The organism is Streptomyces sp. NPDC048664, assembly GCF_040650555.1.
GTDB lineage: Bacteria > Actinomycetota > Actinomycetes > Streptomycetales > Streptomycetaceae > Streptomyces.
Genome location: NZ_JBEZHK010000037.1, coordinates 17,483 through 37,692, shown reverse-complemented (window position 1 = coordinate 37,692; position 20,210 = coordinate 17,483). Strand labels below are relative to the sequence as shown.

The 20,210-nt window shown below is 74.0% G+C and carries 17 protein-coding genes, 1 other RNA gene and 2 pseudogenes; 6 read left to right on the top strand and 14 right to left on the bottom strand.

Annotated features, from left to right (window positions below):
* Positions 1-15: 15 nt before the first annotated feature.
* From AB0C59_RS30305 to AB0C59_RS30285, 5 genes are all read right to left on the bottom strand, one after another.
* Positions 16-1,014: a small ribosomal subunit Rsm22 family protein gene (locus AB0C59_RS30305; protein WP_363010232.1), complete on the bottom strand. Its 999-nt coding sequence runs from the start codon at positions 1,012-1,014 to the stop codon at positions 16-18.
* 65 nt (positions 1,015-1,079) lie between these two features.
* Positions 1,080-2,210 carry a serine hydrolase domain-containing protein gene (locus tag AB0C59_RS30300; protein WP_363010306.1) on the bottom strand — a complete coding sequence of 377 codons (1,131 nt, stop codon included), beginning with the start codon at positions 2,208-2,210 and terminating at the stop codon, positions 1,080-1,082.
* Position 2,211: 1 nt separating this feature from the next.
* Positions 2,212-3,570 carry a multidrug effflux MFS transporter gene (locus tag AB0C59_RS30295; protein ID WP_363010230.1) on the bottom strand — a complete coding sequence of 453 codons (1,359 nt, stop codon included), beginning with the start codon at positions 3,568-3,570 and terminating at the stop codon, positions 2,212-2,214.
* 318 nt (positions 3,571-3,888) lie between these two features.
* Positions 3,889-5,091 (bottom strand): D-alanyl-D-alanine carboxypeptidase, encoded by a 1,203-nt coding sequence (locus AB0C59_RS30290; RefSeq protein ID WP_363010228.1) that lies wholly within the window; start codon positions 5,089-5,091, stop codon positions 3,889-3,891.
* Between the two features lie 213 nt (positions 5,092-5,304).
* Positions 5,305-5,631, bottom strand: a complete 327-nt coding sequence (locus tag AB0C59_RS30285) for a nuclear transport factor 2 family protein (protein WP_363010226.1) — start codon at positions 5,629-5,631, stop codon at positions 5,305-5,307.
* Positions 5,632-5,780: 149 nt separating this feature from the next.
* Here AB0C59_RS30285 and AB0C59_RS30280 point away from each other — a divergent pair, with 149 nt between their 5' ends.
* Positions 5,781-6,326: a DoxX family protein gene (locus tag AB0C59_RS30280; protein WP_363010225.1), complete on the top strand. Its 546-nt coding sequence runs from the start codon at positions 5,781-5,783 to the stop codon at positions 6,324-6,326.
* Between the two features lie 67 nt (positions 6,327-6,393).
* On the opposite strand, the gene AB0C59_RS30275 is transcribed toward AB0C59_RS30280, so the two are convergent.
* From AB0C59_RS30275 to AB0C59_RS30265, 3 genes are all read right to left on the bottom strand, one after another.
* Entirely contained in the window at positions 6,394-7,887 is a 1,494-nt protein-coding gene (locus AB0C59_RS30275) for a hypothetical protein (protein ID WP_363010223.1), read from the bottom strand.
* Positions 7,888-8,160: 273 nt separating this feature from the next.
* Positions 8,161-9,435 (bottom strand): IPT/TIG domain-containing protein, encoded by a 1,275-nt coding sequence (locus tag AB0C59_RS30270; RefSeq protein WP_363010221.1) that lies wholly within the window; start codon positions 9,433-9,435, stop codon positions 8,161-8,163.
* Between the two features lie 192 nt (positions 9,436-9,627).
* The gene (locus tag AB0C59_RS30265; RefSeq protein ID WP_363010219.1) at positions 9,628-10,371 is read right to left on the bottom strand and encodes an IPT/TIG domain-containing protein; all 744 of its coding nucleotides are present in this window, start codon (positions 10,369-10,371) and stop codon (positions 9,628-9,630) included.
* Positions 10,372-11,182: 811 nt separating this feature from the next.
* On the opposite strand from AB0C59_RS30265, the gene AB0C59_RS30260 reads away from it, so the two are divergent.
* Positions 11,183-11,473: a DUF6087 family protein gene (locus AB0C59_RS30260; protein ID WP_363010217.1), complete on the top strand. Its 291-nt coding sequence runs from the start codon at positions 11,183-11,185 to the stop codon at positions 11,471-11,473.
* 77 nt (positions 11,474-11,550) lie between these two features.
* Positions 11,551-12,060, top strand: coding sequence for a hypothetical protein (locus tag AB0C59_RS30255; RefSeq protein ID WP_363010215.1), 510 nt, complete (start codon positions 11,551-11,553; stop codon positions 12,058-12,060).
* A gap of 28 nt (positions 12,061-12,088) precedes the next feature.
* On the opposite strand, the gene rnpB is transcribed toward AB0C59_RS30255, so the two are convergent.
* The 3 genes and pseudogenes from rnpB to AB0C59_RS30240 form a co-directional block, all read right to left on the bottom strand.
* Positions 12,089-12,491, bottom strand: an RNA gene (rnpB, locus tag AB0C59_RS30250) — RNase P RNA component class A.
* Positions 12,492-12,606: 115 nt separating this feature from the next.
* Positions 12,607-13,323: pseudogene (locus AB0C59_RS30245) on the bottom strand (EamA family transporter); the annotation flags it as partial.
* Positions 13,324-13,408: 85 nt separating this feature from the next.
* The gene (locus AB0C59_RS30240; RefSeq protein WP_363010213.1) at positions 13,409-14,230 is read right to left on the bottom strand and encodes an AraC family transcriptional regulator; all 822 of its coding nucleotides are present in this window, start codon (positions 14,228-14,230) and stop codon (positions 13,409-13,411) included.
* A 140-nt stretch (positions 14,231-14,370) separates the two neighbouring features.
* Between AB0C59_RS30240 and yaaA the strand changes: the two genes are divergently transcribed.
* Positions 14,371-15,153, top strand: a complete 783-nt coding sequence (yaaA, locus tag AB0C59_RS30235) for a peroxide stress protein YaaA (protein ID WP_363010211.1) — start codon at positions 14,371-14,373, stop codon at positions 15,151-15,153.
* 24 nt (positions 15,154-15,177) lie between these two features.
* Here the strand turns inward: yaaA and AB0C59_RS30230 are convergent, their stop codons facing one another.
* From AB0C59_RS30230 to AB0C59_RS30220, 3 genes are read right to left on the bottom strand one after another with little or no spacing between them, the layout of a single operon-like run.
* Positions 15,178-16,353, bottom strand: a complete 1,176-nt coding sequence (locus AB0C59_RS30230) for a bifunctional RNase H/acid phosphatase (RefSeq protein WP_363010209.1) — start codon at positions 16,351-16,353, stop codon at positions 15,178-15,180.
* Positions 16,354-16,387: 34 nt separating this feature from the next.
* On the bottom strand, positions 16,388-17,131 hold the full coding sequence (locus AB0C59_RS30225; protein ID WP_363010304.1) for a C4-type zinc ribbon domain-containing protein: 744 nt from the start codon (positions 17,129-17,131) through the stop codon (positions 16,388-16,390).
* Positions 17,128-17,997 (bottom strand): Nif3-like dinuclear metal center hexameric protein, encoded by an 870-nt coding sequence (locus AB0C59_RS30220; protein WP_363010206.1) that lies wholly within the window; start codon positions 17,995-17,997, stop codon positions 17,128-17,130. The genes AB0C59_RS30225 and AB0C59_RS30220 overlap by 4 nt, the downstream gene beginning before the upstream one ends.
* A 218-nt stretch (positions 17,998-18,215) precedes the next feature.
* On the opposite strand from AB0C59_RS30220, the pseudogene AB0C59_RS30215 reads away from it, so the two are divergent.
* Together AB0C59_RS30215 and AB0C59_RS30210 are read left to right on the top strand one after the other, a co-directional pair.
* Positions 18,216-19,271: pseudogene (locus AB0C59_RS30215) on the top strand (hypothetical protein); the annotation flags it as partial.
* Positions 19,272-20,020: 749 nt separating this feature from the next.
* A complete protein-coding gene (locus AB0C59_RS30210) occupies positions 20,021-20,173 on the top strand; it encodes a hypothetical protein (RefSeq protein ID WP_363010204.1) in 153 nt (50 codons plus the stop codon).
* Positions 20,174-20,210: the final 37 nt, after the last annotated feature.

Below are 20,210 nucleotides of genomic sequence, written 5' to 3'. Positions count from 1 at the left end.
CTACGGGGCGGTGTCCTACAGGGTGGTGTCCCGCGGCGGGGGCCAGGCCGCGCCCCAGGACGTGTCGCGGGCCGCGCGGTACAGGGAGCCGTGCCGCTTGGTCACCGTCTCGCGGCGCAGCGTCTCGTCCGGGGCGCACAGGTCCAGCAGGACCAGGCCCTTGCGGATCTGCGGCTTGCGCACGATCCGGGTGGGGGCCGGGACGGCCGGGAGGCGGGTGGCGGCGACGTAGCTGAACTTCTCGTCCTCGTAGGCCAGCGATCCGCCCTTGACCTGCCGGTGCAGGGAGGAGCGGCTCACCCGGGCCGAGAAGTGGCACCAGTCCTCGCCGGGGACGATGGGGCAGGCGGCGCTGTGCGGGCAGGGCGCGGCGACGCGGAACCCGGCGGCGATCAGCCGGTCGCGGGCCTCGATCACGCGGGCGTAGCCGCCGGGGGTGCCCGGCTCCACGACGACGACGGTGCCCGCGGCGCCGGCCGCGGCGTCCACCACGGCCGCGCGGTCCTCCTCGGTGAGCTCGCCGAGGACGTACGACACCGTGACGAGATCGGTGCTCTCCAGCGAGAGCGCCGCTCCGATACGAGAGCGGCGCCACTCGGCAGTCTTCAGGGCCGGGTTGGCGGCGGCGATCTCCCGGCCCAGGGCGAGCGCGGGCTCGGCCCAGTCGAGCACGGTCACGGGGCGGTCGCCGTCCCAGGTGGCGCTGACGGCCCAGGTCGCGGCACCCGTGCCGCCACCGATGTCCACATGGCCCGCCGGCGACCAGTGCGGCACCGCGTCGGCGAACGCCTCCAGCGCCGCCCGCACCGCCTCGAACGTGGCGGGCATCCGGTACGCCGCGTACGCGGCCACGTCGGCGCGGTCGCGCAGGACGGGCGCGTCCGTCGGGGTGGTGCCCCGGTAGTTGGCGATCAGCCGTTCCACGGCCTGAGCGGCCTGGCGGGGCGGCAGGCCGTCGAGCAGACCGGCCAGGGCGGCACGCAGGGCGTCGGCGGGGAGGGCAGGGTCGTTCACCCGCGAATTCTCTCAGGTCCCACCCGCCCCCTCGGCCCTCGCCCCCGGCCGACCGGTCGGCCGCCTCACACCCCCCGTACCGCCCGGGCCAGATGGTTCGCCGTCGCCACCCGCACCCGGTTGTCCGGGTTCCGGCGGCGGGGGTGGACCGCGTTGGACAGGAGCACGAGGAACGTGTCCGTCGCGCGGTCCAGGACCAGCGAGGTGCCCGTGAACCCGGTGTGGCCCGCCGCGCCCCGGCCCGACAGCTCCCCCATGAACCACGGCTGGTCCACGGCGAAGCCCAGGCCGGGCGCGTCGAGCAGCAGGGCGACGGCGTCGGGCCCCAGGACGCGGGCGGGCCCGTAGGAACCGCCCGACAGCAGCGTCCGGCAGAACACGGCGAGGTCGCGCCCCGTCGCGAACAGCCCGGCGTGGCCGGTGACGCCGCCGAGCGCCCACGCGTTCTCGTCGTGGACCTCACCGCGCACCATCCCCCGCCGCGCCTTGGCCCAGGGCGGCCGCTGGTCCTCCGTCGCCGCCGCGTCCGGGCACGGCCCGAAGCCCGTCGCGGTCATGCCCAGCGGCCGGGTGACGCCGTCGCGCAGGAGGACGTCGAGCGTGCGTCCGGTGACGCGTTCCAGGGCGTGCTGGAGGAGAAGGGGGTTGAGGTCCGAGTAGCGGTACGTGCCGGGCGCGCTCACCGGTTCCTCGGCCCGCAGCAGGTCGAACCGCTCCCGCGGCGACGAGAAGGCGTACAGCGGGAGTTCGGGCCGCAGTCCGGAGGTGTGGGTCAGCAGCTGGCGCACCGTGACGCCGTGCCGCGCCATCGCCCGGAAGTCCGGCAGGTACTGCGCCACGGGCGCGTCCAAGCCGAGGGCGCCGCGCTCCACCTGCTGGACGACGGCGAGGGCGGTGAACAGCTTGGTGAGGGAGGCCAGGTCGAAGGGCGTGTCCACGCTCACCGGCACCCGCGCCGCGGCCGGCAGTTCGACCCCGCGATCCGTCGCCGCGTCGTACGCCGTGTACCGCACCGCCCAGCCGACCGCCTCCTGCACCGCGATCACCGGACCGCGCCCGGCCACCACCACGGCGCCCGGGGCCCACGGGTGCTCCCCCCGGACGGCGCCGCGCACCTCGTCCACCAGCAGCCGCAGTTCCCCCGGATCGAGTCCCGCCCGCTCCGGGGTGTCGACGCGCAGTCTCGGCCCGCTCAGCTCACTTCCCCCGCTCGCTCCGGGGCGCCGCGGAGGGGGTGCCCCCGCTCTCCGCGCCCGCGTACCGGTTCCAGGGACGGCACAGTGCCACGAAGCAGGTGGCCGCCACCAGCGCTGCCGCCAGTTGGACGACGGCCATCGGGACGGCGGTGTGCTCCCCGGCGATCCCGACGAGCGGCGAGGCGACGGCGCCGATGAGGAAGGAGCTCGTGCCGAGCAGCGCGGACGCGGCTCCGGCGTGCTCACGGGTGCGCATCAGGGCCAGCGCCTGGGTGTTGGGCAGGGTGAGGCCCATCGCCGACATGAGGACGAAGAGGGCGACGGCGACCGGCACGAGCCCGGTGCGGCCGAGGACCCCCGTCGAGAGCAGCAGCAGGGTGGTCGCGGCGAGCGTGACGACCGCGAGCCCGGTCGCCAGCACCTTGTCCAGGGCGACCCGGCCGACCAGGATCTTGCCGTTGATCTGCCCGGCGGCCACCAGGCCCACCGAGTTGAGGCCGAACAGCAGGCTGAAGGTCTGCGGGGAGGCGCCGTAGATCTCCTGGACCACGAACGGCGAGGCGCTGATGTACGCGAACAGGGCCGCGAACGCGAACCCGCCCGCGAGCGTGTAGCCGGCGAACGCGCGGTCGGCCAGCAGGGAGCGCATCGCGCGGAACGCCTCCCGGGCCCCGCCGCCGCGCCGGCGCTCGGGAGCGAGGGTCTCCGGCAGCCTCACCCACACCAGGGCGGTGAGCGCGACGCCCACGGCCGTCAGCACGACGAACACGCCCCGCCAGTCCGTCACCCGCAGGATCTGACCGCCGATCAGCGGGGCCACGATCGGGGCGGCCCCGGAGATGAGCATGAGGGTGGAGAAGAACCGGGCCATGGCCACACCGTCGTACAGGTCGCGGACGACGGCACGGGCGATCACGATGCCCGCCGCGCCCGCGAGCCCCTGCAGGAGGCGGAAGGCGACGAGGGCCTGGACCGAGGGCGCGATCGCGCACAGCGCGGTGGCGACGATATAGATCACGAGGCCGGTGAGCAGGGGCCGGCGGCGCCCCCACCGGTCGCTCATCGGGCCGACGAGCAACTGGCCGAGCGCCATTCCGGCCAGGCAGCCGGTGAGCGTGAGCTGCACGGTCGCCGCGGGCGCGTGCAGGGACGTGGTGACCTCCGGCAGGGACGGGAGGTACATGTCCATGGCCAGCGGGGGCGTCGCGGTCAGGCCGCCGAGGATGAAGGTGACGAGGAGGCCGGTACGGCGCTGCGCGACGCCCGGGACGGGGGGTGCCGACACGCCCCCTCGCGGTGAGGTGCCTATGTCACCGTCAGGCTCGCTGTCCTCGTGCGCGGTGCGGCCACGCTCGGGCATGTGCCCCTCCCCTGTTCGTTCGGTTCGGCGCCCATGTTCTCAGGCCCGCGCACGCAACCACCAATGTGCACAAACGGAGTGAATCACTCCGCCATGTTGCGGCACGTGGTGGGCTTATGCTCAAATCTCCTCCACCGGAGCTTCACATATGAGGCGCCGGTGCTCCACACACCACATCTGGGGGGGCGGCAGCCGTTCCGCGGCCGGGCAGGGGGTGGACCTCGCACGGGACCGCGAGGTGCGCACCGGCACGCGGGACGGCTGCCCCATACGTGAACGCGTGGGGCCGCCGCGGGACTTGAGCGGCGGGCACGCGCCTCAGCCGCGGTGCCGGCCCTCGCCCGCCGTCGCCTCCTTGCGCCGCAGCCTCGCGCGCACCGCGTACGCCCCGCCCGCCAGCAGCGCGACCGCTCCCCCGGCGGCCGAGGCCAGCGCCCAGGACGAACCGCCCCCCGCGGCCGACCCGTTCGCCCCGGCCGCGCCCTTCACCGGCACCCCCGTGGACGAGGGCACCGCCTTCACCCCGCCCTCGCTGAGCGGATCGACCAGCGCGCCCACCGACCGCACGGCTGCCGCCTGCGCGAAGCCCCAGTCGAGCAGGGCCGCCGTCTCCTCGTAGACGCCGTTGCCGCCCGGCTCCGGGTGCATGACCGTCACGAGGAGGGTGCGCCCCGCGCGGGTGGCGGCGCCGGTGAAGGTGTTGCCCGCGTGGGTCGTGTAGCCGTTCTTGACGCCGATGATCCCCTGGTAGGTGCCGAGCCCCCACGCCCCGGTGAGCAGGCGGTCGGTGTTCTGGATCTGGAACGTCCTGCCCGCGCCCGCCGGGAAGTCGGCGGTCCGTGTCGCGCAGTACCCGCGGAAGTCGGGGTTCTTCAGGCCGTGCCGGGCGAACAGCGTGAGGTCGTACGCGGAGGAGACCTGGCCCGGATGGTCGTAGCCGTCAGGGCTCTCCACCCTGGTGTCCAGGGCCTGCAGGTCCCGCGCCTTGGCCCGCATCTCGGCCACGGTCTTGGCGACACCGCCGTTCATGTGGCTCAGGACGTGCACCGCGTCGTTGCCCGAGCGCAGGAAGACGCCGAGCCACAACTGCTCGACGCTGTACGTGAGCCCGGGCTTGACGCCGACCAGGCTGGAGCCCTCCGGGATGTCCGCGAGTTCGGCGTCGCTCACCCTGTGGGTGCGGGTCCGCTCGAACTTGTCCAGCACGGTGTCCGCGAACAGCATCTTCAGCGTGGAGGCCGGGGCGAGGCGCTGGTGGGCGTTGTAGGCGGCGAGCACCTCGCCACTGTCGTGGTCGGCGACGAGCCAGGAGTGGGCGCTGAGCTTGCGCGGCAATCCCGCGCCGCCATGCACCTGGACACCGGAACGGCCCAGCCGTTCGCCGCCGATGGTCGTGGCGGCCAGGGCGGGGGCGGGGGCGGCGAGGGCCAGCGGGGCGGCGGCGAACCCGAGGACGGCTCGGCGGGACATCCGGGCGGCGGGCGGGGGCGGGGGCGGCGAGGGTGGGGAGAGGTCGCGCATTCGGGGACCGTACAAAGGCGACCCCGGGCGACATGCGGCGGGGTGACAAAAGGGAGGTAAAGGCCGGGTCACGGTGCGGTCAGGAGCGCGGTCGGGCGCGCGGGCACGGGCCCAGCCGGCCCCGGAACACCCCCTCGAACGGCCGCGCGGGGCGCTGCTCCGCACGGGTGAGAATCGGGTGAGGGGCGGCAGGCGGGAACGGTCGGGCAGCCCTCAGGCCTCGCCGGTCTCGAAGCGGGAGATCCTGCCGTCGTCGTCCACGGTGAAGGACCAGCGGGTGCGCATCTCGCCCCAGGTGTCGTTGCGGTAGCGCGCGATGAGGGAACGCCCGCCGTGGGACTCGTTGTCCACGTCCATGTGCCCGTTGGTGGTGAAGATCTCCCGGTCGATCCAGTCGGCGAGATCCCGGTCCGCGCCGTCGTCGGACATGGTGGCGTCCGGTGCCAGCACCTGGAGGAAGCCCTCGCGGTCATGGGCGTTGACGGCGGTGACGAACGCGCGGACGGCCGGGTCGCTCAGCCTGGTGATCTGAATGGTCATGGCCGCAGCGTCACACCGGTCCCCCGCGCCCGCCACCCGAACGGCACCGTGAACGGGCCGGACACTCCCGGGCGGTGGACGGTGGACGGTGGGTGCGGGGAAGGGATCCGCGCCCGCCGTCCGGCCCGTCGTCCGCACCGGGAGTGACCGTGAGCTGTATCGACCGACGTGATGTGGGACTTCTGCTGCTGCGGCTGGGCACCGGTGGGGTGCTGGCGGCGCACGGCACCCAGAAGCTGTTCGGCTGGTTCGGTGGCCCGGGCCTCGATGCGGCCGGGCAGTTCATGGAGTCCGTGGGCTATCGGCCCGGCAAGGTGAACGCCCTGGTGTCCGGGCTCACCGAGACGGGCACCGGCACCCTGCTGGCCCTGGGGCTCGCCACTCCGGCGGCGGGCGCGGCGGCGGTCGGCGCGATGACGGGTGCGGCGGCCGTCCACGCGCCGAACGGCTTCTTCGCGCAGAGCGGCGGCTTCGAGTACCCGGCGTCCCTCGGCCTCACGGCGGCGAGTCTCGCCGTGGCCGGACCGGGCCGGCTCTCCATGGACACGCTGTGCGGCCACGCCCTGAACCGGGACTGGATGGTCCCGGTGGCGTTCGCGGTGACGGCGGTGGTGACGGCGGCGGTGGTCGGGACCCGCGCCAGGCGGCTGCGGGAGAAGGCGGTGGGGCAGCAGGAGGCGCTGTTCGAGGAGTAGCGGCGGTGCGAGGCCTCCGGGCGGGATGCCCCGGAGGCCTCGCACCGCTCCCGGTCGTCGGTCTCGGTCAGGTGGTCGGTACGCAGTAGGCGATGGGCGTGACGAGGGCGTCGGTGGCCGAGTTGTTGTGGAAGCTGACGGTCCAGCCGTCGTCGGGGTTCGTGGTCGTGCTCTTGAAGCTGCGCACGGCGTAGACCTCGTCGTTGTCGGACAGCCAGCCACCGCCGATGGCCGTCTGGCCGACCGCGCACTGGGCGACGAAGGCCTGCGTCCCACCGGGTCCTACGGTTCCGCCCGTTCCGGCGACGGTGGTGGAACCGGCGGTACCCGAGGGCCCGGTGGCCCCGGTCGCCCCGGTCGCCCCGGTCGCCCCGACGGCACCATCAGCACCCGTCGGCCCTGTGACCCCGGTGGCACCATCAGCACCGGTGGGCCCGGTGGGCCCGTCAGCGCCCGTCGGCCCGGTGGCACCGGTCACGCCGTCCGCTCCGGTGGCACCGGTCAGCCCGTCGGCACCCGTGGGCCCGGTGGCGCCGTCGGCACCCGTGGCGCCAGTCGCGCCGTCGGTTCCCGCAGGCCCGGTGGCGCCGGTCGCGCCGTCCGCACCCGTCGGCCCGGTGGCACCGTCAGCACCCGTCGCCCCGGTCACGCCGTCCGCTCCGGTGGCGCCCGTCGCGCCGCCGGTTCCGGCAGGTCCGGTGGCGCCCGTCGCGCCGATGGATCCCGCGGAACCCGTCGGGCCCGTGGCACCGGTCGCGCCCAGCGAACCGGTCGGTCCCGTGGCCCCGGTGGCACCCGTGAGTCCGCTCACTCCGGTGGCACCCGTCGCACCCGTGGCGCCCTGGGAGCCCGTGGCACCGGTCGCGCCCTGCGGACCCGTGGTGCCGGTCGCGCCCTGTGAGCCCATGGGCCCGGTCGCCCCCGTCACTCCGGCGGCCCCTGCCGCCCCGGTGGCCCCGGTGAGTCCATGGGCACCCGTGGCGCCCGTGGCACCGGTGGCACCGGTGGTTCCCGTCGCTCCCGTAGTCCCATGCGGACCCGTAGGACCGGTGGTTCCCGTAGCTCCGGTGACCCCGTGCGTCCCCATGGGTCCGGTGGCTCCGGTGACCCCGTGCGTGCCCATGGGACCGGTGGGACCCGTGGCCCCGTGGGCGCCGGCGGGGCCGGTCGGGCCCGTCGGGCCGGTGGGGCCCATCGGGCCCGTGCTGCCCCCGTCGTCGCACAACGGCACGCTTCCCGAGACCCTGACGTAGCGGCCCGCCACCCAGCCCGAGCGCTCCGAGAGCCGGTACCACGTCGAGTCACCCTCGACGGGCTCCCCGGACGTCCAGCACAGCAGGCCGATCCGGGCGCCGTCGGGGTAGCTGCCCAGTTCGTCGGAGTGACTCGTCGGCAGGGCGCGGATACTCAAACGCGTTCTGACGTCGACGATCCCCGTGACCGCCGCCGCGGACCGGCTCCGCCACGCCTCGGTGGCGACCGTCGCGGACCGTACGGCACCCGCGAGCCCCGGGCCCGCCAGGGCGGGCCCGGCCAGCTCGCACGCCAGGCCGAGACTCACCGCCCCTAGAACAAAAGATGAAACGACTTTCCTACGCATCGCGAATTACCACGCCTTCCTCCGCGCCTGTGCGATTAAGGGGAGACGTGAAAATAAAAGCGCAGACAGTGCGCAATTCTTGGTAAGACACGAGCAGAATCGATCTTCTCCGGCCTTTCGGCCCTTCAGTCCTGCGGCGAAAACCCCGGCACCACGACTCCGAGTTGTGTTTCTTATCCCGCCGCCGAAAAGGCGGGTACGGAGCCGCGGGCCGGAATTCCCGAATTCGCGGGGTCAGATGCCGGGCGCCCCGACCCTCGTGTACGTCAGCCCGTTGCTGACACCCGCGGCGGTGGTGACCGTGACGGTGACCGCGCCCGGGGCGTCGGCCGGGGCGGTGGCGACGACCTCGGTCGAGGAGAGGACCGTGAACGCCGCGGGGACGCCGCCGAACAGCACGCTCAGGGTGGTGGTGAGGTTCGTTCCGGTCAGCGTGACCGGGTTGCCGCCGTAGGCGGGCCCCTGGGCGGGGTTGAGGGACGTCAGGGTGGGAGCGTCGACGAAGCTGTAGGTGACGGGGTTGCTGGTGCCGCCGGGGGTGGTCACCGTCACCGACACGGAACCGCCGGCGTGGGCGGGCGCCACCGCGGTGATCTGCGTCGAGGAGACGATCGTGAACGACGTCGCCGGGGTCCCGCCGAAGCTCACCGCCGTCGCCCCGAGCAGCCCGCTGCCGGTCAGGGTCACCGTGTTGGTGCCCGTGGAGGGGCCCGAAGTCGGCTGCGCGGAGGCCAGGGTCGGTACCGCCTCGTAGAAGAAGTACGCGCTCGGGCTGTCCGGGTTGCTGGTGCCGCCCGGGGTGGTGACGGTGACCGGCGCGGCGCCGGCCACGTGCGCCGGGGTCGTCGCGGTGATCTGCGTCGAGGAGACGACGGTGAACGAGGCCGCCGCGACGCCGTCGAAGCGCACGGCGGTCGCCCCCGTCAGGTTCGTCCCCGTGAGCGTCACCAGCGTGCCTCCGGCGAGGGGGCCCTGACCGGGCGACACGGCGGTGACGGTGGGCACCGACACGAAGGTGAAGGTGAGGGAGTTGCTGGTACCGCCCGTGGTGGTGACGGTGACCGCGGCGGTCCCGGCCGCGTGGGCCGCGGTCACCACGGTGATCTGGGTGGCGGAGACGACGGTGAACGACGGCGCGGGCACGCCGTCGAAGCGCACCGACGTCGCCCCCGAGAGGTTGGTCCCGGTGAGCGTCACCACCGTGCCGCCGTTGACCGTCCCCTGGGCGGGTGACAGGCTCGACAGGGTGGGGGCGGGGACGTACGTGTAGGTGACGGTCTGGGAGCTGGTGCCCCCGCCGGTGGTGACGGTGACGTTGACCGCGCCGGTGCCCGGGGGCGTCACGGCCACGATCTGCGTGCTGCTGACGACGGTGAACGAGGGTGCGGCGACGCCGCCGAACCTGACGGACGTGACACCGGTGAAGCCGGTGCCGACGACGGTGACGGTGGCTCCGCCGGCGGGCGGCCCGGCGGTGGGACTGACCGAGGTGACTACGGGGGCGGCCATGGCTGTGCTCCTACTCCTTGGTGCGCCGCCCGGCCGGTTCCGGGTGGGGACCTGCCGGAAGCGGATGGCTGGGGGCCCGTCCGGGCGGAGGGGGGACTCGCTACCGCCCGGACGGGGGATCATCGCCGCCCGGTACGGGACCGGGCCGTGGGCCTACGGCCGACCGCGGCGGACCGCGCCGGCCGTCCGGGCCTAGACGAGAGGCGAGTTGACGTAGGTGTAGCCGCCGGAGGCCGTCGCGCCGCCACCGGTGGTGGTGACCGTGACGTCGACCGCGCCGGGGGATCCGGCGGGGGTGACCGCCACCAGGGTGGTGCTGCTGAGCACGGCGAACGGCGCGGGGACGCCGTCGAAGGTGACCGACTGGGTGGTGTTGAAGCCCGTCCCGGTGATGGTCACGCTCGTGCCGCCGGTCGACGGCCCCGAGGTCGGGGTCAACTGGGTCACCGTGGGCGCGTCGACGTAGACGTAGGACAGTCCACCGGCGACGCCGCCCGCGGTCGTCACGCTCACCGCGACCGATCCGGCGGCCGCCCCGGCCGGCACCGTGACGGTGAGCGTGGTGTCCGAGACCACGGTCGGGGTCGCGGAGTTCGCGCCGAACAGCACCTCGGTCGCGGTCGAGAGGCCCGTGCCGGTGAGGGTGACCGTGTTGCCGCCGGCCGTCGGCCCCGAGTCGGCGTTCAGGTCGGACAGGAACGGGGGGCCGATGTAGTAGAACGAGAGCGGGTTGCTGGTACCGCCCGCCGTCGTCACCGTCACGTCGACCACGCCCGTACCGGACGGGGAGGTCACGCCGACCATGGTCGGTGTGTTGGAGGTGATGGTCGCCGACTTCGTGCCGAACTTCACCGAGGTGGCCCCGGCGAGGTTCACGCCGGTGATGGTCACCGCCGTGCCGCCGGCGGTGGAACCCTGGTTCGGGGAGATGGGCATGGGGACTCCTTGTGCTCTGCGCTGCGGGGACACGCGAAACCGGCGGAGCGGCCCGGGGGCCCGTGCCGATGAACGGCCACCGTCAGCCCTCGCCTGCGCTTCCGGGGGAGCGGAAGGCGGCTCAGGGGTGCTGCGGGGCCCGGGGCGAGCGGTCGCGCAGTCGCCCCGGCGCACTCAGTTCGCCGCGGGGCGGCCTGCGCCCCGCTTGCGGACATGAGGAAAACCGACACACGCTGCCTGTCAGAACGCTCCCCCGGCACGGGGATGGGCAGCCCGCCGGTTTCACCTTTCCAGTGACGCATGCGCCCGATCGTGTGACAAGGGTCAGCTCATCCAATCACCCGTTTGGAGCAAGTCCGCCCCGCCGCCGCCCCCTTGCGCCGAGACAATCTCGCAGGTCGGCGCGGGGTGCACGGAATGCACGAGGCGGCGGCACTCATGGAATGTGAACGTGCGATGGATATACAGGATGCCCATACGAAGTACCGAAACGAATCTGCTCGCCCATGCTCGACTGTTCGAGTGACGCCGCCGAATTCCCCTTGCTGACGCACCGTCATGATGGATTGGATGGCGATGTCCAACCGGTGGGCCGCCCATCCTCTCCGGGGGCTGCGGTGGTCAGTCGCTCGGTGTTTCCCCTCCAGGGCCATGCCGGATGCCGGCCTATCGCGATGGGCACCTCCGTAGAGGAAATTGGATCCGATCAGCCGGTGCCGCCCAGGTACCGGCTGACACGGCCACCCACCTCGCCGCCCGGCAGACGCCGCGCGGGGAACACCGGCTCGCCCGAGCCACTACCCTGCGGGGAATGGACGACGAGTCGCTGTCCCAGTGGGCCGAGCGCCGCGACGCGAGGATCGGACAGCTCCGCGCCGTACCTCTCGTGAACGGCGAAGGCCCCCATGGGTCGCATCTGCACCCCGACGCGCCCCGGGCGATCCAGCGATGGAACGGCCGCCTGTGGGAACCCCACGGCCTGGCGGCGAACCTCGCGGAGGCGAGACGCACCCTGTTCCCGGCCTCCGAGATCGCCCCACCCCCGAAGCCGAAGCCGACTCCGAACCTCGCCGCAGGAACCGGCAGACACCGAAAGCCCTAGGTGTACCGCTCAGACGCGCGTACCACGCACACACAGATGTTACTTTGAGTAACCAAGCTTTCACGGGAGGTAGTTTGATGGGGTTGTTCGACATATTCACCGGTACCAAGCGCCCGCAAAGCGGCGTCGCGCCGCGATCCGTCGAGAAGGTCCGGACGGCGTTGCTCGACGTGAGCGGGCCGGACACGCCTTATGTCGTGCGCGATGGTGCCGCTGAGGGGGCCGATCTGGTCGCGGAGTGGCGTATCCGGGATCCGGCCTGGCACACCTTCTTCGCCCGGACCCAGGTGAGCCGGACTCTTCAGATCAGGATGCGCTTGGTCCCGGAGAGCCGAGAGGTCCGCGCTCTCGACCGCGAGTGGGAAGTCAACTGGATCGGAAGTACACCTAGGTTGGCACTGGTGGCAGAGCAGTCCCGCGGGCAGGTGAAGACCGTCTCCCGGCGCTGGACGGTCGAGCGAGGAGCCGACGGCCGCCTCCAGAAGACGGAGGAGTTCCTCTTCGATTCCGCGGAGCTGAAGACCCCTTTGCAGGAGGCGGTCCTCGGCGCGGGGTGGACATGGCGCGGGGCCCTGTTCACCCTGTGATCAACCCCGGCAAAGCCGCAGGGAGCGACAGACGAGTCGGGCTGTACGCCGGGTTCTGTTCCCCGGGGTCCTCGCGGTGCCCGGGGTGACGGCCATCCATCTAGGGCCGGCGTTGCCGCCGGCCTCGTGCGGTCTACCCGCGGACTCGGGCGGGCAGCCCTCGAACGTCCGCGCAGGAGTGCCAGGGCACTCCCTTTTGACCTTGCTCCGGGTGGGGTTTACCTAGCTGCCCAGGTCACCCTGGGCACTGGTGGTCTCTTACACCACCGTTTCACCCTTACCGAGGATCGAGATCCCCGGCGGTCTGTTTTCTGTGGCACTGTCCCGTGGGTCACCCCAGGTGGCCGTTAGCCACCACCCTGCCCTGTGGAGCCCGGACGTTCCTCGGGAAGCCCCTCAAGGGGACTCCACGCGGCCGCCCGCCCGGCTCGTCTGCCGTGTGGACCATGGTAGCGGGCGTGCGGGGCGCTTCGGTGCGGCGGCCGTCGCCAGGACCGACCCCGCCAGGATCAGGGTGAAGGCCACGGCGGTGCCGGCCGTCAGGGTCTCGTGCAGGAGCAGGGCTCCGGCAGCCACCGCGATCGCCGGGTTGACGTAGGTGATGACCGTGGCGCGGGCCGGGCCCGCCTCCTTGATCAGCTCCAGGAAGGCGACGAACGCGACCGCCGTGCACAGGACGCCGAGGCCCGCGAGGGCGGCCAGGACCGGGGCCGAGGGCAGGGTGGCGGGCCGGTCGGCGAGCGCCGCGGGGGCGTAGACCAGGGCCGCAAGGGCCAGGCAGGGCGCCGTCAGCTGGAGGGTGGGGACGTCCTTGAGGCGGCGTGCGGCGATCAGCGGTGCGGTGGCGTAGCCGAGGACCGTCAGGAACACCTCGGCCAGCGAGCGGGCGTCGCCCCCGGTCAGATGGGGGACGGTGAGGACCGCCACACCCGCCAGGCCGAGCGTCAGTCCGATCACGCGGCGGACGCCGAGCCGTTCCGTGTCGCCGAGGAGGCGGGCCATGGCGAGACCGACGATCGGGACGCCGGCGATCAGCAGTCCGGCCGTGGAGCTGGACAGGTGCCGTTCGGCGTCGGTGAGGGTGAACCAGGGGCCGATGATCTCGATGACCGCGAAGGCCAGCATGGGGCGCCAGTGCCGTCGCAGGGTCAGCGCCAGGCCTCCCTGGCGCAGCGCGAAGGGCAGCAGGAGCACGGCGCCGAGCGCGCAGCGCGTGAACACCACCGTGGCCGGGGACAGCGCGTCCACCGCCACTTTGATCATCAGATAGGGGATGCCCCAGACCACTCCCATCAGGGAGAACAGGAACCAGCCGCGTGCAGTCATGGGGTGAGTCTTCGCCGCGGGGCTATCCGCCGTCTTGAACGCTGTTGCGGTACGCCGCCGGGGTCACCCCGAGCACCCGGCGGAACCAGCGGGTGAGGTGCGCCTGGTCCGCGAAGCCCACCCGGGCCGCCACGTCGGCGGGACGCAGGCCGTGCTCCAGCAGGGTGCGGGCCCGGGCCACCCGGTACTGGGCCAGCCAGGCGTACGGCGGTATCCCGACCGTCGTACGGAAGGCGCGCAGGAGTTGGTAGCGGGACAGGCCGAGGTCGGCGGCGAGGGCGGCCAGGGAGGGGGGTTCGAGGAGTTCGTCGGCGAGGCGGTCGCGGACGGTGCGGGCTATCGCGTGGGCACCGGGGACGGTCCTGGGCAGGGTCGCCGCCGTGGCGTGGCGGTGGACCAGCGCCGTGAGCAGCCACGGCAGCCGGGACTCGGCCTCCAACGGATCGGGGAAGCGGGCCAGTTCGGCGTGGGTGCGGCGGATCGCGGCGGCGAGTTCGGGGTCGTCCAGGAGCCCTTCGCCGAAGTGCGGCCCGCCGCCCCGGACGCCCTCGGCCAGCAGGGCGGGGTCGGCGTACAGGGCGCGGTAGGCGTAGCCGTCGGTGGCGGAGGCGGGGCCGCCGGTGTGCATCTCACCGGGGGCCAGGACGACGATGGAGCCGGGCCCGGTGCGCAGGTGGCCGCCGCGGTAGCCGATCAGTTCGCAGCCGCCGACGGAGACGCCGATGGTGTACTCGTCGTGGGCGTGCGGGGCGTACACATGGGTGTCGAAGCGGGCCGTCAGGAGGTCCAGTCGCGGTCCCCCGCGGCCCAGTCGCAGTGCCGTCCAGCGTGCCTGTTCCGGCATGCCCCGCCCCCCTCGCGTGCTGCTGGGCGTGCCACGGCGTCGCGGGAGCACGCCGTAGGCTGGCGCGGAGTCCGTGCGCCGGTCCGCCCGTGCGCGGTCCGCCCGTTCGCCGTATGCAGCAGTATGAAGGAGAGTCCCCCGTGCTTGTCCTGCTCCCGCCGTCCGAAGGCAAGGCCGCTTCCGGCCGCGGCGCTCCGCTGAACCCGGGGTCGCTGTCGCTGCCGGGGCTGCGTGAGGCCCGTGAGGCCGTGCTCGGTGAGCTGGTGGAGCTGTGCTCGGGGGACGAGGACAAGGCCCGCGAGGTGCTCGGGCTGAGCGAGGGGCTGCGGGGCGAGGTCGCGAAGAACGCCGGGCTGCGGACGGCCGGGGCGCGGCCGGCCGGGCAGATCTACACGGGGGTCCTCTACGACGCTCTCGACCTGCCCTCGCTGGACGCGGCGGCCAGGCGGCGCGCGGCGAGGTCGCTGCTCGTCTTCTCCGGGCTGTGGGGTGCCGTCCGCGTCACCGACCGCATCCCGTCCTACCGCTGCTCGATGGGGGTGAGGCTGCCCGGTCTGGGCACGCTCGGCGCGTACTGGCGGGCGCCGATGGCCTCGGTGCTGCCCGAGGTGGCGGGCGACGGGCTGGTGCTGGACCTGCGGTCCTCCGCGTACACGGCCGCGTGGAAGCCCAGGGGCGAGGTCGCGGGGCGGACGGCGAGCGTGCGGGTGCTGCACGCGCCGACCCGGACGGTCGTCAGCCACTTCAACAAGGCCACGAAGGGCCGGATCGTGCGTTCCCTGCTGGCCGAGGGGGCGGCGCCTAAGGATCCGGCGGGGCTGGTGGAGGCGCTGCGCGACCTCGGGTACGTGGTGGAGGCGGCGGCTCCCGCGCGGGCGGGCGGCGCCTGGTCGCTGGACGTGCTGGTGGACGAGGTCCACTGAGCGCGGCTCGGCGGGCGGGGCGCCTCAGCGCAGGTGCGAGGTGTCGTTGAGGAGGCGGACGGTGGCGTTGCCGTCCGCGTAGTACGCCACCGCGCTCAGGGACGCCGCCGACAGGTCCATGCGGAACATCGCCCGGGCGGGCGCGCCGAGGGCCAGGCGGACCAGGGTCTTGATGGGGGTGACGTGCGAGACAAGCAGGACCGTGCGGCCCGCGCGGGAGGCGAGCAGCTCGTCCCGGGTGGCGGCGACCCGGTCGGCGACGGCCACGAAGCTCTCGCCGCCGCCGCTGGGCGCGGCGTCCGGGTCGGTCAGCCAGGCGGCCATGTCGTCGGGGTGGCGGCGGTGGACCTCGCCGAACGTGAGGCCCTCCCACGCCCCGAAGTCCGTCTCGCGCAGGCCGTCCGCCACGCTCACTTCCAGCCCCAGGCGCGCGGCGACGACGGCGGCCGTCTCCCGGCAGCGGGCCAGGGGGGAGGTGATGATCTCCTGGATGCTCCCCCTGGCCGCGAGGGCCCCGGCGACGCGTTGTGCCTGGTGGCGGCCCGCCTCGGACAGGGACGGGTCCTCGCCGCCGCTGCCGGAGAACCGTTTGAGCGGGGTGAGGGCCGTCTCGCCGTGCCGCAGCAGGACGAAGGTGGCGGGGGCGCCCAGGTCGGGGGGCGGGGTGCGGCCGGCGGCCGGGGCGGTGGCGACGTGGCGGGCGGCGCGGACGTCGGCGTCCCCCGTGTCCGGTGCGGCGGCGGCCGGGGTCGGCCGCGGCTCCAGCTCCGGCTCCGACTCCGGCGGGGTCCCCGAGGTCCCGGCGTCCATCGCCTCGTTGGCCAGGCGGTCGGCGTGCTTGTTCCGCTCGCGCGGGATCCACTCGTACGTCACCCGCTCGCGCGGCAGGACGGCGGCGGCCCGCATGGCCAGGGGCCGCATGTCCGGGTGCTTGATCCGCCAGCGGCCGGCCATCTGCTCCACGACCAGCTTGGAGTCCATGCGGACGTGGACGCGGGCCTGCGGGTCCAGTGCGCGGGCCGCGCACAGCCCGGCCAGCAACCCCCGGTACTCCGCGACGTTGTTGGTGGCGACACCGATGAACTCGGCCCGCTCCGCCAGCGTTTCGCCCGTCGCGGCGTCCAGCACCACGCTGCCGTACCCGGCGGGTCCCGGGTTGCCCCGGGACCCGCCGTCGGCCTCGACGATGAACTCCCGCACGCCGTACGCCCCGTACGCCTTCGAGGGGCCCGGACTACAGACCGGACTCGGAGGTGCGCACCAGGATGCGGCGGCAGTTCTCGCACCGCACCACCGTGTCGGGGGCGGCGGTGCGGATCTCGTTCAGCTCCGTGATCGCCAGCTCCTGGCGGCAGCCCTGGCAGGTGCGCTGGTACAGCTTGGCCGCACCGACGCCGCCCTGCTGCGTGCGCAGCTTGTCGTACAGCTTGAGCAGGTCGGCGGGCACCGAGCCGGAGACGACCTCGCGCTCCTTGGTGACCGAGGCGGCCTCGCCGTCGATCTCCTCGAAGACCGCGTCCCGGCGCCCGGTGGCGTCGTCGATCTTCGACTGCACCGACGCGACCCGCCCGGTCAGCTCGTCCACCCGCTCCTGCGCGGACTCGCGGCGCTCCATGACCTCGAGGACGACGTCCTCCAGGTCGCCCTGACGCTTGGCGAGCGAGACGATCTCGTGCTGGAGGTTCTCCAGGTCCTTCGGGGAGGTGACCGCGCCGGAGTCCAGGCGCTGCTGGTCGCGGGTGGCGCGCTTGCGCACCTGGTCCACGTCCTGCTCGGCCTTGGTCTGCTCACGGGCGCAGTCGCTCTCCTCGGTCTGCGCGGCCACCAGCAGGTCGCGCAGCTGGGTGAGGTCCTTGGTCAGCGACTCGATCTCGGCGTGCTCGGGCAGGGACTTCCGCTTGTGGGCGAGCTGCTGGAGGCGTACGTCCAGGGCCTGGACGTCGAGAAGTCGGATCTGGTCGGCGGGCGCGGCGTTCAGTTGGGGGCTCCAGGGGTGTCGGTCGAGGTCGAGGGGGAGGCCGCGTGCGCGGTCCAGGGGTCGGTGACCGTCTTCGAGACGTGGACGCGAAGGCCCCATCCGTGACGGTCGGAGATCTCGTCGAGCTGGCCCGCGGCCAGCTCGCACCAGGGCCATTCGGTGGCCCAGTGCGCCGCGTCGAGCAGCGCGAGAGGACGGTGGGCGCCCGCCGCCATGAACTCGGACGCCGGGTGGTGGCGCAGGTCCGCGGTGAGGAAGGCGTCGACGCCGGCCGCGCGGACGGAGTCGAGGAGGCTGTCGCCGGAGCCGCCGCTGACGGCGACGGTGCGCACCAGCGCGTCCGGGTCGCCCGAGACGCGGATGCCCTGGGCGGTGGCGGGCAGCCGCCGCGCGGCGCGGGCGGCGAGCTCGCGGACGGTCAGCGGGTGGTCGAGCTCGCAGACGCGCCCGATGCCGCGGCGGCCGTCGGGGTCGGACGGGTCGGCTTCCAGGGGGCGCAGGACCCGCAGGTCGAGTGCTCCGGCGAGCGCGTCGCTGACGCCCGGGTCGGCGCGGTCGGCGTTGGTGTGCGCGACGTGCAGCGCGATGTCGTTCTTGATGAGGGTGTGCACGACCCGGCCCTTGAAGGTGGCGGCCGCCACGGTCGTCGTCCCGCGCAGATAGAGGGGGTGGTGGGTGACCAGGAGGTCCGCGCCCAGCGTCACCGCCTCGTCGACGATCGCCTGGACGGGGTCGACGGCGAACAGGACCCGGGAGACCTCCTGGTCGGGGTCGCCGGTGACCGTACCGACCGCGTCCCAGGACTCGGCCCGCTCTGCGGGCCACAGGGTCTCCAGGGCGGTGATGACTTCAGACAGACGGGGCACGGGGAAAGGCTACCTGCCCCCGGTGCTGAGCCCACCGGCCACGGGTCGTTCCGGGGCGGGGGTGGTGCGGCGGACACCGTGCGCCCCGTCGTCCAGCACATCCGCCCCCTCTTGTTCCAGGGAACGGCCGCACGAACACCCTTATGTGTGAAGTGGACCCCGGTGGGGGTCACAAGCGCGTGGGGATAACTACCTTCTTCGCCGGAGGTGACCGAACGATGACGGAATGTGCCTTCGCGACGGCGGCGGGGACCGCACCCGCGGCAGGGACCGCGACGGTGACCGCGACGGCGGACGGGGACCCGTGGGCGGTCCGGTCCGGGTGCGTGATCACCGCGGACGGGGCCTACGCGGCGCGGCTCGCGCCGGCCGGACCGTCCTGGTTCCCGGAGCGCTGGACGCTGGACGGCCCGGAGCCGTACGCCGTGCCGCTGCCCGGCCCGCAGCCCGAGGAGCCCGGCACCGAGGTGCAGCCGCTGGCGGACGGGCGGGTGCTGATCCACCGGGCCGTGCCCGGGGGGCACCGGTTCTCCCTGCTGTACCCGGCCGGTACCGGGACCGGGGAACTGCCGCTCGGTGTGCTGGAGGACCCGGCCCGGGCGCTGCGGCTGCTGCCGCCGGTGCCGGGTGGGGACCGCGCGTACGCGCTCGCCACGGGCGCCGGGGCGACGGCGGTGTGGCTGGTCACCGACGGGCGGTCGGGGCCGCGGCGGGTGGCCCTGGTGCCGGGCCGGTGCTCGGGCGGGGTGTGGTTGGACCGGGCGGGCCGGCTGCTGGCGCTGGATCGCACCGAGGACGGGGGCCCGACGAAGACGGTCGTGGTCGATCTGGCGCGCGGCGGGGAGGTCTCGCCGCTGCTCCAGATCGCGGAGGGGAGCAACGACCGTCTGCTGCTGGCCGACCCGGACAGCGGGCTGCTGCTGATCCGCTCGGACGCGCCGGAGCCCGGCCAGGACCGGTTGGGCTGGGGGGTGTTGGGGAGCGCGCTGCCGGTGCGCTTCCCCGAGTGCCTGCGCCTGGGCTGCCCGACCGTGCCGTTCGCGATCCAGCCGGGTCAGGCGCTGACACCGGAGGGCTGTGCGGTGGCCCTGCGGATCGAGGGCCCTACCGGCCGCTGGGTGGGGGTGTGGCGCCCTGCGGACCGCCGTCTGCACCACTTCGCGGCGCCGGAGGGCTGGCTGGCGGGCGCGGGCCTGTGGACCCGGGAGGGCGAACTGCGACTGCCGTACGCCCACGGGGCGGTGCGGTGCGGGGTGGCCCGCCTCACGGCCCCCGCCCGCCCGCTCCCGCCGGCGACGGGCGGAACCTCGACCGGCAGCGCGGGGGGCCCGTCCGGCCGACCCTCGACCGTGCAACGGGATGCGACACGACCGGTACCGCTGCAGCAGGCGCTGCTGCGTCGGGGTACGGCACGTCCCGGGGAGGGGCCGACGCACCGAGGGGGCGAAACCCAGAGCGGTGGTACGGCGGCCGCGCCGGCGAAGGCGGTGGCGCGGCTGGGTGCGGAACGGGCCTGGGAGAGGCCGATACATCGGGGCGGCGACGGCCAAGGAAGCGGTACGACGGCTCCGGGGGCGGTTGCGTCGGGGCGGCGGCAGCCGTCGGGGGTGGGCGAGCACAGTCCCCTGGTGTGGGTGCGGCACGGGGTGATCCCCGTCGAGACGCGCAGGAGGCCGCTCGGGGACGGGGAGGGGCGCATCGGCGGTCGCGGGACCCCGGCCACGGCCTCGCTCGCCCCGGCCGCGGGCCGGTCGCCCTCGCTGTTGCCCACCTCATCCGCGCCTTCGGCCCTGCTCCGGGCCACGGCCGTACCTGCGCCCACGACCCCGCTCCGGGCCACGGCCGCGCCCGTTCCCCCGGCCCCGCTCCGGGCGACGGCCGGGGGTGTGGTCGGCGCCGTGGCTCCGGTGCCCGCCTCGGGCCCGACCCCGACACGCGCTCCGACCCCTGACGTCGCCGTGGCAGCCGCCCGTTAGACTCGCCCGGCTGTACGAAAGATCAGGTTGACGGGGTGAGTACCACCATGAGCGAGACGAGCACCACAGCTCCTGTGGACATCGAGACGGAGGAGTACCCGGGGCACGGCCGACACCGTGGCTCGGTCTCCGTCCAGGACCAGGAGGAGACGCCGCACGGCCGGCACCGCAAGCCGGACGAGCAGCAGGGTCAGGCCTGACGCGTCGGCGGCGGCCCCGTCCGTCACTCGACGGACG

What these genes read in the sequence shown, in the direction of transcription:
- AB0C59_RS30210 (WP_363010204.1), top strand. Translation starts at nt 20,021, where the DNA reads ATGAGCGAGACGAGCACCACAGCTCCTGTGGACATCGAGACGGAGGAG.
- AB0C59_RS30260 (WP_363010217.1), top strand. Translation starts at nt 11,183, where the DNA reads ATGGACGACGAGTCGCTGTCCCAGTGGGCCGAGCGCCGCGACGCGAGG.
- AB0C59_RS30255 (WP_363010215.1), top strand. Translation starts at nt 11,551, where the DNA reads ATGGGGTTGTTCGACATATTCACCGGTACCAAGCGCCCGCAAAGCGGC.
- AB0C59_RS30240 (WP_363010213.1), bottom strand. Translation starts at nt 14,230, where the DNA reads ATGCCGGAACAGGCACGCTGGACGGCACTGCGACTGGGCCGCGGGGGA.
- AB0C59_RS30285 (WP_363010226.1), bottom strand. Translation starts at nt 5,631, where the DNA reads ATGACCATTCAGATCACCAGGCTGAGCGACCCGGCCGTCCGCGCGTTC.
- AB0C59_RS30290 (WP_363010228.1), bottom strand. Translation starts at nt 5,091, where the DNA reads ATGCGCGACCTCTCCCCACCCTCGCCGCCCCCGCCCCCGCCCGCCGCC.
- AB0C59_RS30295 (WP_363010230.1), bottom strand. Translation starts at nt 3,570, where the DNA reads ATGCCCGAGCGTGGCCGCACCGCGCACGAGGACAGCGAGCCTGACGGT.
- AB0C59_RS30270 (WP_363010221.1), bottom strand. Translation starts at nt 9,435, where the DNA reads ATGGCCGCCCCCGTAGTCACCTCGGTCAGTCCCACCGCCGGGCCGCCC.
- AB0C59_RS30265 (WP_363010219.1), bottom strand. Translation starts at nt 10,371, where the DNA reads ATGCCCATCTCCCCGAACCAGGGTTCCACCGCCGGCGGCACGGCGGTG.